We start from the raw sequence: 13,729 nt of genomic DNA, 5'->3' as shown, positions 1-13,729 counted from the left end.
CCCTCCTCATGGCGGCGGGCTGTTCTTCCTGCCACATAAAACGGGCGGCGATGCAGGATTGTTGAAAACAGCACAAGGAGCGAAACCCATGGGGCTCTATGATTTTTCCCTTTATGATCTGATCCGACGCAACGCCGGATGCTTCCGGAACCGGACGGCATGGCTTGAGTCCGATACCGGCGAAGCCGTCACCTTTGAACAGTTCAAAACCCGGGTGGATCGACTGGCTGCAGGCCTGCAGCAGGCCGGGATAAAAACCGGAGACCGGATTGGCGTTGTGGGAAAAAACAGCCTGGCCTTTTTCCAGGTGGTTGGTGCCGCCGCCGCGCTGGGGGCCATTGTGCTGCCGGTCAACTGGCGCCTTTCTGAAGACGAGGTGGCCTTTAATCTCAGTGATGGGGCACCGGCCATGGTGTTTGTCGATGATGAATTCGCTGAGATGGTGCAAGGTATTCGCAGTTCGCTACCTTCGGTCAGGCGCATGGCCAACCTGACCGACGCCGGTCCGTTCGATGGTTTCGCCGGGCTGATGGTTGACACGCCCTTTTCCGGCACCGACGTCGCCGCCGATGCCGGCCTGGTGATCATCCACACGGCTGCGGTGGCCGGCCGGCCGCGGGGTGCGCTGGTGAGCCACGCCAACCTGCTGTGTGCCAGCCTGCACCTCAACCACTGTTTCGGTCTGTCTGATTCCGACGTCCATTTGAACCTGCTGCCCCTGTTCCACGTGGCCGGCCTGTTCATGGCCGTCAACGCCTTTCACGCCGGCGCCCTGAACGTCAATATGAGCCGGTTTGACGCTGAACGGGCCGTCTCCCTGATCCAGTCTGAAAAAGTGTCCGTGTTATTCGATTTTTCACCGATTCTGGGCGCCATCCTCGACGCTCAGCAAAAATCCGGGGACGACATTACGTCCCTGAGGGCGGTCATGGGACTGGATGGACCGGAAACCATCGAACGATACCAGCGGACGACCGGGGGTTGTTTCTACAACATGTACGGTCAGACGGAGACCTCCTGCCTCACCACCATGGGCCGTTATGATGACCGGCCCGGTTCCGCCGGCCGCCCCATTCCCATGGGCCTGGTGGCCCTGGTAGATGACGCTGACAATCCCGTGGCGACGGGTCAGGTCGGTGAAATCACCCTCAAGGGCCCCATGGTGTTCAAAGGCTATTGGCATCTGGAGGAAGACAATGCCCACACCTTCCGCAACGGGCGGCATCACACCGGCGACCTGGGCCGCTTCGACGAAGACGGCTTCCTGTGGTACGCCGGCCGCAAACCGGAAAAAGAGCTGATTAAGCCCGGCGGCGAAAACGTCTATCCGGCCGAGGTGGAAAAAGTCATTCTCGACCACCCGGCGGTCGAACGGACCATGGTGTTCGGTGTTCCGGATCCCAGATGGAAAGAAGGCATCAAAGCGGTCTGTGTGTTGAAAGCCAACATGCAACTCACCGAAAAGGAGCTGATCGACTTTGTCGGTGGGCGCATCGCCCGTTTCAAAAAGCCCCAATACGTGCAGTTCGTGGAATCCCTGCCGGAAACCGACGGCCGCATCGACCGGGCGGCGGTGAAGGCCCTTTACGGGGGAGAAAATGCATGAATGTCCTGACCCTGCTGGGCAGCCCCCGTGAAAAGAGCAACACGGCTAGGGTGCTGGATATGGTGGAAAAGGAACGGGTCGCCAGGCATGGGCATCAGGTGACACGGCTGGTCGTTCCCGCCATGAAGGTCAGCGGCTGCCAGGGATGCGAGGTCTGCCGGAAAAAAACGGATCGGCCCGGCTGCGTGCAGGAGGATGACGCCAATGCCGTATTCGAACGCATGATGGCCGCCGATGCCTTGATTTACAGCAGCCCGCTCTATTGCTGGGACTTTCCTGCCCAGATGAAGGCGCTCATCGATCGCCACGTGTGTCTGGTCGCCGGTTTCGGGACCCCCCGCCACCGCTCTCTCATCGCCGGCAAACCCACCGCCCTGCTGGTGACCTGCGCCGGTCCGGTGGAAGGAAACGCCGATGTTATCCAGACGGTCTTCCGGCGGATGAGCAATTTTTGCAAGGCCCGGGTCGTGAACCAGACCGTCATCCCCTTCTGCACCGCCCCCGGAAGCCCTGGGAGAAGATGCCCGCGCCGCCGCCCGCAAACTGGCCGGGGACATGGACAGCGCGTTGCGGCGGTAGTTCCGTCAATCCGGATCAGGCGGCGCGATAGCGGCCTTTTCCCCGGACGATACGATGCTCATTGGCCAGCTTCGCCAGATTCTTGCGGATCATCTGGGTTTCGAAAATGCGCTGGAGGGTCCCGTCAGCCATCCGGTTTCGGTAGAAGGGGGAGTTTCGCACCATCGCCTCTAAATCCATCCCCTCTGCCGGCACAGGTCAAAAACCGCCATTTTCTGCCGGTCAAAGGCATTCAGGTATCGGTCGAAATAATCATCGGCATCGGCCCGGGGGATGGGCGTTTTATGGGATGCGCAGATCAGGTAGAAGGTCAGGCTGCGAAGCATCGTCACACTCTCGCGAAACCGGTTGATATCGCCTTCCGGGCTGCCGTACCAGGGACCGAACCCGGTGAAATCGATATCGATGGAAAAGAGCGTTCCCGTCTTCGTTTCCAGAAAACAATAATGATCGTCCAGGTGGCCCGGCGCATGAATCGCCAGGAGTTGAATGGCGCCAAAATCCAGCACATCGCCGGCATCGAATCGGCGGTCCGGCCGGCGCAGGGGCCGGATCCCCAGCCGCCGCTCCGCCACCTGCGTGCAGTATAGTGCGCATCCTGCCGCGCCTCCACGAATCGCAGCCCGAGCAATCGCAGATCGCCCACCGACGACGGTGTCTGGGCCGGTAGAACCAATTGCCGATCGTCGAGCACATGCCAGGACAAAATGTGATCGGGATGGGAGTGACTGACAATCAGGGTGTCGATGCGCCTCCGGCCATCGATCTCACGAATTCGATCGGCACGGCCCGGTCTCCGAGCAGCAGAAAACCATTGCAATGGGGAAACCGTCCATTGGCGGGCCCGGCGGCCAGATAGATACGAGGGGCCACCGGCTGGAGATACGGAAGGCTTTCTAAACGGTTCATGATAGGCGTCCACCGGATGCTGTCGGGTTAGGGCAACGACAAACCTAAAAGAATTTTTATCCCATTTTCGCCCCGAATTAAAGGCCCCGGCGATATCTCCGTGCATTCGTATCGTTGCGGCGGATTCTTCACACCCATGGCAAATTATGGCCTTGGGTATTTTCCGGCGGCATCAACCATGGTATGGGAACAGGAAAAAGGCTCCGCAGGCGTCGCCTGCCCGCGAATTGCTATCGCATGGAAAGGGAAATCATGAAACCGCTGTTTTTCAACAATGTCGCTATCGAAGCGGTGGAATGTGTGCTGCCCGCCACCGTGATCACCTCCGCCGAAATCGAAGCACAGCTTTCCGGCCCGATGCAGCGCATGGGCATCAAGCCAGGGCTCATCGAAGGGCTCACCGGCATCCGCGAACGGCGCTTCTGGGATGCCGGCCAACAGGCCAGCGACGTGGCCACCCTGGCAGCCGAAAAGGTGCTGGAGAAAACGGGCATCCCCCGGGAGGCCATCGGCTGCCTGATCAGCACCTCGGTTTCCAAGGACTACATCGAGCCGTCCGTGGCCAGTCTGGTGCACGGCAACCTGGGACTGGCCGACCACTGCATCAACTACGATATGGGCAATGCCTGCCTGGGTTTCGTCAACGGCATGGCCAGTGTGGGCATGATGATCGATGCCGGACTGATCGACTACGGCCTCATCGTTGACGGGGAGAACTCCAGGGAAGTGGTGGAGGCCACCATCCAACGGCTGCAAAAACCGGATGCCGGTCCGGAATCCTTCCGGGACCAGTTCGCCACCCTCACCCTGGGTTCCGGAGCGGTGGCCATGATCCTGTGCCGGCGGGACCTGGCCACATCCGGTCATCGGGCCAACGGCGCGGTGACCCGGGCCGCCACCCGCCACTGCCGCCTCTGCCTGGGCCAGCGGGACCGGATGACCGCCGATGCCTCCAAGGTGCTCATCTTCGGCGTGGAACTGGCAAAAAAAACCTGGGACCTGGCCACCAGCACCCTGAACCGCTGGAGCGATGCCGAAATCGACGCCTACATGCCCCACCAGGTGAGCCAGCGGAATATGGACGTGCTCAACGAAAAACTGGGCCTGACCCCGGAAAAGCACCATCTCAACTTTCCCACCCTGGGCAACATCGGTCCGGCGGCCGTGCCCATCACCTTGAGCCAGGCCGCCGAATCCGGCCGCCTTCATCCCGGCCATCACGTGGCGCTCATGGGCATCGGCAGCGGCCTGAACTGCTCGATGATGAGCCTGACCTGGTAGGCATGCCCCCCGCCTCCACGCTCAAGCAAAAAGGCCTGCTGCTTGTTGCCGTTATTTGCGTGGTCTTCTTGTTTGTCGGCGGGCCCGACCTGGTTGATTCCCGATCTTTCAAACACACCTGGGACCTGGGGCACATCGCGGCATTTGCCGTCTGGGCACTGCTGCTGATAGGCAACTGGCCGTGGCTGGCCGCTGCATCATTCGGTCAACAGGCCGTCGTGGTGCTGCTGTGCTGCTTTGCGGTGGGTGGGTCCGTGGAGGTTGTACAGGGGCTGTGCGGTCGTTATCCCGCATGGGGAGATATGGGTCGAAATGCAGTCGGTTGCCTTCTGGCCCTGTTCTTTCTTTTTCCCAAACGCGCCTTTGTGAATCGACGCCGGCGCCGGATATTCCAGGCAGCCACCCTCGGGCTTCTCCTGATCACCCTGATTCCGGTCGCCCGGGCCTTGGTGGACGAGTGGGCCGCGCGGCGGGATTTCCCGGTTCTTGCCGATTTCGAAACCCCTTTTGAAAGGGATCGATGGTCCGGCCATACGGGTCTGACCATCGATCATACGCTCGCCCATTCCGGCCGGGCGTCGCTGCGTATGGATCTCAACACGGACAAATATTCCGGCCCGGCACTGCGCTATTTCCCCGGCAACTGGCTGGGATGGGCGTGGATCTCCTTCAGCGTGTTCAACCCGGACACCGAACCGGTTCGCCTGACCTGTAAAATCCACGATCACCGCCATGATGTCTCCGGGTACCGTTACCATGACCGATTCAACCGGTCCTATCTCATACAGGAAGGATGGAACCGAATCCGCGTCCCCCTGAAAGATGTGGAGGATGCGCCCTCGGGTCGTAAAATGGATCTGAAACAGATCACCGGGTTCCATCTATTTGCCGTCAGCCTGCCTGCCCCGCGAACCCTGTACCTGGACACCCTGACCCTTGAAAGCGGCTCAATGGGCGCGTCCCGGTAATCGTGCCCACCGACATGGCCGGGCTTTATCGGGGCGTCCTGTTTTTTCCCCGGTACCGATCCCGGACCAGTCCATATTTGCGCATCTTGTAGTGCACCAGTTGACGCGATACATTCAACATCCTGGCAGCCTGGGACACATTACCGCCGGCAGCCGTCAGGGCGTCATCGATCAGCTTCGCTTCCTGCCCCTGACGCTGAAGGCGAAGGTCCCGGACCCCGCTGCCGGGAGCGGTCAGGCCGACACCGGAACGGCCGGTGGCCCCAGCCATTTTATTGGCAGACCCATCTAAGGGCAATACATGCAATGGCGGATCTTCATCGCGAATCTGATGGAGGAGCAGATGCGGCGGCAGGTGAGCGGTGCGCAGGATCGTGTCCGGCCCGATGGTGTTCATGGCCCCCTCGATCAGGTGTTCGAGTTCGCGGACGTTCCCCGGCCAGTGATAACTTCGAAAAAAATCCATGACCGGCTCGCTGACCCCCTGTACCTTTTTGTTCAGGGCCAGATTGTTCTTGTAAATGAAATGGCGGGTCAGGGTATCGACGCCTGCGGGCTGGTCGCGGAGGGGGGGGATCGCGATGTAAACCACGGCCAGACGATAAAAAAGGTCCATGCGCAATTGCCGTTCCCGGATGGCCTGGTGGGCCGGAATGTTCACCGAACTGATGATCTTCACGGCGATGGGCACCTCACCGGATGCCCCGACACGCCGGATTTTTTTTTCCTGGAGAACCCGCAGCAGCTTGGCCTGGAGGGCAATGGGCATGGAATTGATCTCATCCAGAAACAGGGTGCCGCCGTTGGCCTGCTCGAAAAGTCCCATCTTGTCCATGGCTCCGGTGAAGGCCCCTTTTACCGTTCCGAAAAGCATGCCTTCCAAGAGCGTGTCCGGAATCGCCGCACAATTGATGCCCACAAAGGGCTTTTCTTTTCGCGGGCTGTAATTGTGAATGCCCTGGGCGAACATCTCTTTGCCCGAACCGGTCTCACCGAAAAGCATTACCGGCGAACGGCTCTCCGCAGCGAGCCGGGCCATGGTCAGGGCCTGCAGAAAACGCTCATCCGCCCCCACGATATCGGTAAAGCGGTAGCGGGTGCCGTTGGCCATTTCCGGGTGGGCGGGCGGGGACAGGCTGGAAACGCCGGACAGGACCTTTTCCAGCAGGTTGTAATTTTTGACGAAGCAGATGGCCCCCACCAGCGCGTGGTTGACATGCAGCGGAAAGACACTGTGGATGGTATTGGCCAGTTTCCCCTTGCAGGTCCGGTAAAAAAACAGCCTGCCGAGGATGGGGGCGTTGGCTTCCATGCACCTGAATATCATGCTGTCGTGCCAATCCAGCTGATAGACCTCCGCGATCTGTTTCCCGATCACGTTTCCCGGTCGAAGATCGTCAATCGCCGCCTGGGATTCGTTGTAGAAAAGAATGCGGCCGTCCGTATCCGTCACGATGACACCTTCATCAAAGGCATCGAAGACCGGCAAGAAGTCCATATGGCCGATTTCCGGCTGAAGGGATCGATTTGCGGGCAGATCGGGCAAGGTGGGCCTCCATGGATGGTCGTTATGGGAAGTGAATCATCACAATTGAATATATGTAAAATTTTTGGTCGATGAAAACATTTTTTCAAAATATTGTGTAATATTTTTTGTCGTTTTATCCGTCCATGCTGACATGCCATCCCCACGCCTGCACCTGTCATCGCCTCGGCCTCATTCTGGCGCAAACTCAATACACCTTACATTTCAAAATGTTGGATGGTTGAATCACCAAAGCCACCACACTGGCAGGAAAACCCGGCTGCCACGATGAGGACAGGAATATCCGATGGCATACAACCTGCTTTGAATCCGGTCCAAGTACCCCGTGGACGGTCTTTCTACTCGTCACCGGCTGCTTCCGGGCCTGCCCCTTCGGTTTAAAGGGAAGGCAAGCGGTGATGCCGGTCGGCAGCGACGAAAAACAAAACCACCTGTCGCCATTGACCACAACAAGAAGGAGACTGGAACATGTATGACCGAATGCAGACGTTCACCACGGCCCAGATGACCCGGGTTCATGATGCATCCATGGAATTGCTGTCCGATGTGGGGGTGGCGTTCAATGAGCCTGAAGCCTTGGAAATCTTCGCCGCCAACGGATTCCGGATAGATGGAAAAACCGTTTTCATGACCGAAGCGCAGGTTCGAAAAGCGCTCGAAACCGCCCCTTCGAGATTCATGGTGACGGCCCGGAACCCAGAAAAAAGTGTGGCTGTCGGAGAGGATGATTTCGTTTTTGTGCCCGGCTATGGCGCCCCTTTCATTGCCCTGCCCGACGGCGGCCAGCGGGAGGCCACCATGACGGACTATGATAATTTCTGCAAACTGGTCCAAACCTCCACGAGTATCGACATGAACGGGTTCATGATGATCGAACCCGGTGATGTATCGCCCGAAACCGCCCACCTGGACATGATGTTCTCCAGTATTGTTTTATGCGACAAACCTTTTATGGGCAGCCCGGTATCCAGGCAGGGTGCCCGGGACTGCATCGAGATGGCCTCCATTCTCTGGGGCGGTCCGGACAAACTGGCCGCTGCGGGGCCGGTCTGCGTGTCCCTGATCAATTCCCTGTCGCCGCTTCAGTTTTCCGATGAGATGGCCGGGTCCCTGATCGAACTGGCCCGGGCGAACCAGGCCTGCGTCATCGCCTCGCTGATCATGGCCGGTTCCTCCGGACCGGTGACCCTTTCCGGGGTGCTGGCCCTGCAGAACGCAGAGATCCTGGCGGGCATCACCCTGGCGCAACTCGTCAATCCCGGCACGCCGGTAATCTATGGATCCACATCGTCCGCCATGGACATGCGCACCGGCGGACTGGCCATCGGCTGCCCGGAACTGTCCATGGTGGTTTCCGCAACGGCACAGATGGCAAGGTTCTATAAACTTCCCAGCCGCAGCGGGGGCGGCCTGACCGATGCCCACTTCCCGGACGGACAGGCGGCGGGGGAGTCCGCCCTGGCCCTGTCTACCGCCGCCCGCAGCGGGGTTAATTTCATACTGCACTCGGCAGGCATCCTGGGCGCATACATTGCCATGAGTTATGAAAAATTTCTGATGGACGAAGAGATGTGCAGTATCATCCGCAAACTGATCCAACCCATGGATTGTTCCGAAGCGGCCATCGACGTGGAAATGATAAAAGCCGTTGGCATCGGCGGCCAGTACCTGACCCAGCCCAAAACATTCCAACTGTGCCGCACGGAATTTTACATGACCGACTTTTTCAACCGGCAGAATCATGCCGGCTGGAAGGCTGCCGGGGCCAAACGAATTGATCAGGCAGCCACCGAAAAACTCAGCCAGCGACTGGCCGCCTATGAAAAGCCACCCATCGATCTGGATGTGGAGACGGCGTTGTCGGCCTACATCGCCAAACGCAAGAATAATCCTTGACGGCAACCATCAGTTGACCTATGGGTCGGCCTCAATACAAGCTTCAACTTTTTTAATTGAAATATTATATGGTCGCACTAATACAGCAATGGTCTGATTATAGTTAAATCCATCACATTCAGCAGGAGGATCCATTATGACCACCCAGGACATTTTCAACGCAGTACTGGCCTTTGACGAGGCCACGGTAACGGCCAAAACCCAGGCGGAAATCGACGCCGGCACGGCCATCGACAGCATTCTCAACGACGGGCTGATCAGCGCCATGGACGAGGTGGGCGAGCGCTTTTCCGCCGGCGAACTGTTCGTGCCCGAAATGCTCATGGCGGCCCAGGCCATGAAGGCCGGCCTGGGGCTGCTCAAGCCCCACCTGGCCGAGGGCCAGGGCCAGAGCAAGGGGGTCGTGGTCATCGGCACGGTCAAGGGCGACCTGCACGACATCGGCAAGAACCTGGTGGCCATGATGATGGAAGGCGCCGGGTTCGAGGTGGTGGACCTGGGGGTGGACGTGGACAGCGAGGCCTTCGTCAAAACGGCGGCGGAAAAGAAGGCCGACGTGATCGCCCTGTCGGCCCTGCTGACCACCACCATGCCGTCCATGGAGAGCACGGTCAAGGCGGTGAAAGAGGCCGGCATGGCGACCCGGACCATCATCGGGGGCGCCCCGGTGACCCAGGCCTTCGCCGACCAGATCGGCGCCGACGGATACAGCGCCGACGCCCCGGGGGCGGTCAAGCTGGTCAAGCAGCTGGTGGCGTAACCGCAGGCTTCAGGCTGAAGGCAGAAGACCGATAGGAGCGGCTTCCAGCCGCGATCAATTGAACCCAGAACCCGGAGCAGATACCATGATCATCATCGGAGAACTGATCAACGCCAGCCGCAAGGCGATCAAGGCGGCCATCGAAACCCAGGATGCCGCGGCCATCCAGCAGGTGGCCACGGACCAGGCCGACGCCGGGGCCGACTATATCGACGTCAACGCCGGCATCTTCGTGGGCAAGGAGCCCGAATACCTCCGCTGGCTGGTCGAGACCGTACAGCAGGTCACCGACAGGCCCTGCGCCATCGACAGCCCGGATCCTGTCGCCATCGAAGCGGCCCTGTCCGTACACCAGGGCACCCCCATGATCAACTCCATCTCACTGGAGAAGGAGCGCTACGACAAACTCATGCCCATCGTCGCCGATACGGACATGAAGGTCATCGCCCTGTGCATGAGCGACGCGGGCATGCCCCAGACGGTGGGCGACCGCATGCGCATCGCCGATGAGCTGGTGGGCGGGCTTTTGAAGAACAACGTCAAGGTGGAGAACATCTTCGTGGACCCGCTGGTGCAGCCGCTGTCGGTGGACGGCACCTTCGGGGTGGAATTCATCAACACCATCGAAAAAATCGTCGCAACCTATCCGGGCATTCACACGGCCTGCGGGCTGAGCAACATCAGCTACGGCCTGCCGGCGCGCAAGTTCATGAACCAGACCTTCATGACCATGGCCATTGCCAAGGGGCTGGACGGGGCGATCATCAACCCGCTGGACCAGCGCATGATGGCCAACATCATCGCCGCCGAGGCCCTGGCCGGCAAGGACAACTTCTGCATGAACTACCTCAAGGCCTTCCGGGCCGGGATGTTCGAAGGGTAAAAAGCACTGTTTTCAAAGCAGATAAAACCAGCGTCGGGTCCGTTGTCGTTTGCGGGCCCGGCGCTTTTTTTACGGGCCATCCCATCCCGCTGACCGCCCCCATTTTTTCCGGTGCAAAATCCGTATTCAAACCAGCAAAAAATGTGCTAAAATGGCGGACTGACTATTCATCTTTACCCGACAGAACCCAATTCACAAAGGAATGATCGATGAGCACCGATCCCAATAAAGTAATTTATTCCATGATGCGCGTCAGCAAATTCCATGACAAAAAGCCGGTAATCAAAGATATCTCCCTGAGTTATTTTTACGGTGCCAAAATCGGCGTTCTGGGCCTGAACGGTTCGGGAAAAAGCACCCTGCTTAAAATCATGGCCGGTGTGGACACGGAATTCAACGGGGAAGCCATCCTTTCCAAGGGCTACTCCGTCGGCTACCTGGAGCAGGAACCGCTGGTCGACGAATCCAAGACCATCCGGGAAATCGTCCAGGAGGGCGTCCAGGACGAGGTTGACCTGGTCGAGGAATTCAACCGGATCAATGAACGCTTCGCCGAACCCATGTCCGATGATGAGATGGACAAGCTCATCCAGCGGCAGGGAGAAGTCCAGGAAAAGCTTGACGCCCTGGACGCGTGGGATCTTGACGCCCGGCTGGAAATGGCCATGGATGCCCTGCGCTGCCCTCCCGGTGACACGCCGGTGAATGTCATCTCCGGCGGTGAGCGGCGCCGGGTGGCCCTTTGCCGCCTGCTGTTGAAGAAACCGGACATCCTGCTGCTCGACGAACCCACCAACCACCTGGATGCCGAATCGGTGGCCTGGCTGGAGCAGCACCTGAAGCAATATGCCGGCACCATCATCGCCGTCACCCATGACCGGTACTTCCTCGACAATGTGGCCGGCTGGATCCTGGAACTGGACCGGGGTCACGGCATTCCCTGGAAGGGCAACTACAGCTCCTGGCTGGAACAGAAACAGAACCGCCTGGCCAACGAAGAAAAATCCGAAAGCGACCGCCAGAAAACACTCAAACGGGAACTGGAGTGGATCCGCATGGCCCCCAAGGGCCGCCGGGCCAAATCCAAGGCACGCATCACCTCTTACGAAAAACTGCTGGGACAGGAAAGCGAACGGATGGCCAAGGAATTGGAAATCTATATCCCCCCCGGCCCCCGGCTGGGAAACGTGGTGATCCAGGCCGACGGGGTGACCAAGGGGTACGCCGAGAAACTGCTGGCGGAAAACATGGAATTTTCACTGCCCCCCGGCGGCATCGTGGGAGTGGTCGGCCCCAACGGAGCGGGCAAGACCACCCTGTTTCGCATGATCACCGGGCAGGATCAGCCGGACAGCGGGTCGATCACCGTCGGCGAGACCGTGAGCCTGGCCTACGTGGACCAGAGTCGTGACATGCTGGACCCGGATAAAAACATCTGGGAAATGGTGTCGGACGGACAGGACACCATCGAACTGGGCGATCGGCAGGTCAACTCCCGGGCTTACGTGGCCCGTTTCAATTTTTCCGGCAGCGATCAGCAGAAAAAGGTGGGAATGCTATCCGGCGGGGAGCGCAACCGGGTGCACCTGGCCCGCATGCTCAAATCCGGAGCCAATGTGCTGCTGCTGGACGAACCCACCAATGATCTGGATGTCAATACCATGCGGGCGCTGGAAGAGGCCCTGGAAAATTTCGGCGGGTGCGCCGTGGTCGTCAGCCATGACCGCTGGTTTCTGGATCGCATCGCCACCCACATGCTGGCCTTCGAAGGCGACAGCCGGGTAGTCTGGTTCGAGGGCAACTATTCCGACTATGAAAAAGACCGCAAAAAGCGTCTGGGTGTCGCGGCCGACCAGCCCCACCGCATCAAATACCGCCAGTTGACTCGATAAACCGTATTCAACGGTCATCCAATCAACCCATACCGGGCAGGCCATTATGGAAAAATTCAGGACGCTGTTGACCCGCCCCGTCGGATTGTTCAAGAGCACCATCTGGCACGCCCGTCGCAGTGAGCGATCGGCCGTCGGCTGGCTGCTGATCCGGCTGGTGCGAACCCTGATTCTATCGGTCCAGGGGTTTGCCCGGCACCAGGGTCCTTTGCGCGCGTCGGCGCTGACTTTTTTCACGCTGCTGTCCCTGGTACCGGTTGCCGCCATGGCGTTTGGCATCGCCAAAGGATTCGGGTTCGAACGACGACTCCAGCAGGAACTGCTGGACAAATTTTCCGCCCAGCAGGAAGTGGTCGCGCAGGTCATCGGCTTCGCCCAGAACATGCTCGACAACACCAAAGGCGGCATGATCGCCGGCATCGGCATCGTCGTCCTCTTCTGGGCAGTGATCAAGGTGCTCGGGAATATCGAAAATGCCTTCAACCACATCTGGGGAGTTCGTTCGCGGACCTTCATCCGAAAACTGAGCGACTACCTGACCATCATGCTCATCTGCCCGGTGCTGATGATTATGTCCGGCAGCGTCACGGTCTTCATCACGTCCCAGGTATCGGCCATCTCCGGCCGGTTCGAACTTCTGCAAATGGTGGGCCCGGCGATTTACGTGGGCCTCAAACTGCTGCCCTACACCCTGATCTGGGTGCTGTTCACCCTGACCTACATGATCATGCCCAACACCCGGGTACGCTTCGACGGCGCCCTGCTGGCCGGCGTCATCGCCGGCAGCACCTACCAGGCCGTCCAGGCTGCCTATATTTATTTTCAGATCATCGTGGCCAAGTACAATGCCATCTACGGCAGCTTCGCCGCCCTGCCCCTGTTCCTGCTGTGGCTGCAGATCAGCTGGTTGATCGTTCTGATTGGCGCGGAGATTTCCCACGCCTATCAGCATTCGGACCATGTGGATGAAACGACCGACGGCCTGGAATTGAGCATCGCCCACAGCAGGCTCCTGGCACTGACCGTCTGCCGCCATGTGGTCCGTTTGTTTCACCAGGGCAAGCCGGCCCAGACGACCACCCAGATTGCCGACGAACTGGCGCTTTCCCCGGCGCTGGTGGACAACCTGTCCGATCTTCTGGTAAGAGGTAAGGTTCTGGTACGGATCGACCGGAATGGAGACGATGACAAGGCCATTCAACCCGCCCGGGATATCGGGCTCCTGACGGTCAACAGCGTCGTTGCCGCCCTGGATGATGTGGGCCAAAACGGCCGCCCGCTGGCCCATCTGCCGGAGGCGGAAACCCTGTCCGAAACCCTGGCGGCCCTGCGGTCTGAACTGGAACGGTCCCCTGCCAACCGGCTGCTTGTGGATGTTTAGAAAAACGGCTGACACCTTCGGAGGTTAT

12 protein-coding genes and 1 pseudogene are annotated in these 13,729 nt (G+C 59.3%); 9 read left to right on the top strand and 4 right to left on the bottom strand.

The window, feature by feature from the left end:
• Positions 1-88: 88 nt before the first annotated feature.
• Positions 89-1,606 (top strand): AMP-binding protein, encoded by a 1,518-nt coding sequence (locus DSCA_RS22050; RefSeq protein WP_155318494.1) that lies wholly within the window; start codon positions 89-91, stop codon positions 1,604-1,606.
• Positions 1,603-2,028: pseudogene (locus tag DSCA_RS33330) on the top strand (flavodoxin family protein); the annotation flags it as partial. The gene DSCA_RS22050 and the pseudogene DSCA_RS33330, both read left to right, overlap by 4 nt.
• A gap of 172 nt (positions 2,029-2,200) precedes the next feature.
• On the opposite strand, the gene DSCA_RS32675 reads toward DSCA_RS33330, so the two are convergent.
• The 3 genes from DSCA_RS32675 to DSCA_RS22040 all read right to left on the bottom strand — a co-directional run bounded on the left by DSCA_RS32675 (position 2,201) and on the right by DSCA_RS22040 (position 3,094).
• A complete protein-coding gene (locus DSCA_RS32675) occupies positions 2,201-2,350 on the bottom strand; it encodes a hypothetical protein (protein ID WP_231716245.1) in 150 nt (49 codons plus the stop codon).
• A 5-nt stretch (positions 2,351-2,355) separates the two neighbouring features.
• Positions 2,356-2,760: an MBL fold metallo-hydrolase gene (locus DSCA_RS32670; RefSeq protein WP_231716244.1), complete on the bottom strand. Its 405-nt coding sequence runs from the start codon at positions 2,758-2,760 to the stop codon at positions 2,356-2,358.
• Positions 2,761-2,920: 160 nt separating this feature from the next.
• Entirely contained in the window at positions 2,921-3,094 is a 174-nt protein-coding gene (locus DSCA_RS22040; protein ID WP_155318492.1) for a hypothetical protein, read from the bottom strand.
• A 252-nt stretch (positions 3,095-3,346) separates the two neighbouring features.
• On the opposite strand from DSCA_RS22040, the gene DSCA_RS22035 reads away from it, so the two are divergent.
• Together DSCA_RS22035 and DSCA_RS22030 are read left to right on the top strand one after the other, a co-directional pair.
• Positions 3,347-4,375, top strand: coding sequence for a 3-oxoacyl-ACP synthase III (locus tag DSCA_RS22035; protein ID WP_197904646.1), 1,029 nt, complete (start codon positions 3,347-3,349; stop codon positions 4,373-4,375).
• Between the two features lie 2 nt (positions 4,376-4,377).
• Positions 4,378-5,343 carry a hypothetical protein gene (locus DSCA_RS22030; RefSeq protein WP_155318491.1) on the top strand — a complete coding sequence of 322 codons (966 nt, stop codon included), beginning with the start codon at positions 4,378-4,380 and terminating at the stop codon, positions 5,341-5,343.
• A 25-nt stretch (positions 5,344-5,368) separates the two neighbouring features.
• Here DSCA_RS22030 and DSCA_RS22025 read toward each other — a convergent pair whose 3' ends face one another.
• Entirely contained in the window at positions 5,369-6,889 is a 1,521-nt protein-coding gene (locus tag DSCA_RS22025; protein WP_167527909.1) for a sigma-54 interaction domain-containing protein, read from the bottom strand.
• Between the two features lie 468 nt (positions 6,890-7,357).
• Between DSCA_RS22025 and DSCA_RS22020 the strand changes: the two genes are divergently transcribed.
• From DSCA_RS22020 to DSCA_RS22000, 5 genes are all read left to right on the top strand, one after another.
• Complete coding sequence (locus DSCA_RS22020; RefSeq protein WP_155318489.1) at positions 7,358-8,785, top strand: trimethylamine methyltransferase family protein; 1,428 nt, start codon at positions 7,358-7,360, stop codon at positions 8,783-8,785.
• 136 nt (positions 8,786-8,921) lie between these two features.
• The gene (locus tag DSCA_RS22015; protein ID WP_155318488.1) at positions 8,922-9,545 is read left to right on the top strand and encodes a cobalamin B12-binding domain-containing protein; all 624 of its coding nucleotides are present in this window, start codon (positions 8,922-8,924) and stop codon (positions 9,543-9,545) included.
• An 85-nt stretch (positions 9,546-9,630) separates the two neighbouring features.
• Positions 9,631-10,428 carry a methyltetrahydrofolate cobalamin methyltransferase gene (locus DSCA_RS22010; protein WP_155318487.1) on the top strand — a complete coding sequence of 266 codons (798 nt, stop codon included), beginning with the start codon at positions 9,631-9,633 and terminating at the stop codon, positions 10,426-10,428.
• Positions 10,429-10,637: 209 nt separating this feature from the next.
• The gene (gene ettA / locus DSCA_RS22005; RefSeq protein ID WP_155318486.1) at positions 10,638-12,320 is read left to right on the top strand and encodes an energy-dependent translational throttle protein EttA; all 1,683 of its coding nucleotides are present in this window, start codon (positions 10,638-10,640) and stop codon (positions 12,318-12,320) included.
• 46 nt (positions 12,321-12,366) lie between these two features.
• A complete protein-coding gene (locus tag DSCA_RS22000) occupies positions 12,367-13,701 on the top strand; it encodes a YihY/virulence factor BrkB family protein (protein ID WP_155318485.1) in 1,335 nt (444 codons plus the stop codon).
• Positions 13,702-13,729: the final 28 nt, after the last annotated feature.

It is taken from the genome of Desulfosarcina alkanivorans (assembly GCF_009688945.1).
Taxonomy (GTDB): Bacteria; Desulfobacterota; Desulfobacteria; order Desulfobacterales; family Desulfosarcinaceae; genus Desulfosarcina; species Desulfosarcina alkanivorans.
This window is presented reverse-complemented; position numbering and strand designations above follow the sequence as displayed.

Excerpts from the sequence above, each read along its gene's own strand:
- DSCA_RS22050 (WP_155318494.1), top strand. The coding sequence starts at position 89 with ATGGGGCTCTATGATTTTTCCCTTTATGATCTGATCCGACGCAACGCC.
- DSCA_RS32675 (WP_231716245.1), bottom strand. The coding sequence starts at position 2,350 with ATGGTGCGAAACTCCCCCTTCTACCGAAACCGGATGGCTGACGGGACC.
- DSCA_RS22040 (WP_155318492.1), bottom strand. The coding sequence starts at position 3,094 with ATGAACCGTTTAGAAAGCCTTCCGTATCTCCAGCCGGTGGCCCCTCGT.
- DSCA_RS22035 (WP_197904646.1), top strand. The coding sequence starts at position 3,347 with ATGAAACCGCTGTTTTTCAACAATGTCGCTATCGAAGCGGTGGAATGT.
- DSCA_RS22030 (WP_155318491.1), top strand. The coding sequence starts at position 4,378 with ATGCCCCCCGCCTCCACGCTCAAGCAAAAAGGCCTGCTGCTTGTTGCC.
- DSCA_RS22020 (WP_155318489.1), top strand. The coding sequence starts at position 7,358 with ATGTATGACCGAATGCAGACGTTCACCACGGCCCAGATGACCCGGGTT.
- DSCA_RS22015 (WP_155318488.1), top strand. The coding sequence starts at position 8,922 with ATGACCACCCAGGACATTTTCAACGCAGTACTGGCCTTTGACGAGGCC.
- DSCA_RS22010 (WP_155318487.1), top strand. The coding sequence starts at position 9,631 with ATGATCATCATCGGAGAACTGATCAACGCCAGCCGCAAGGCGATCAAG.
- ettA (WP_155318486.1), top strand. The coding sequence starts at position 10,638 with ATGAGCACCGATCCCAATAAAGTAATTTATTCCATGATGCGCGTCAGC.
- DSCA_RS22000 (WP_155318485.1), top strand. The coding sequence starts at position 12,367 with ATGGAAAAATTCAGGACGCTGTTGACCCGCCCCGTCGGATTGTTCAAG.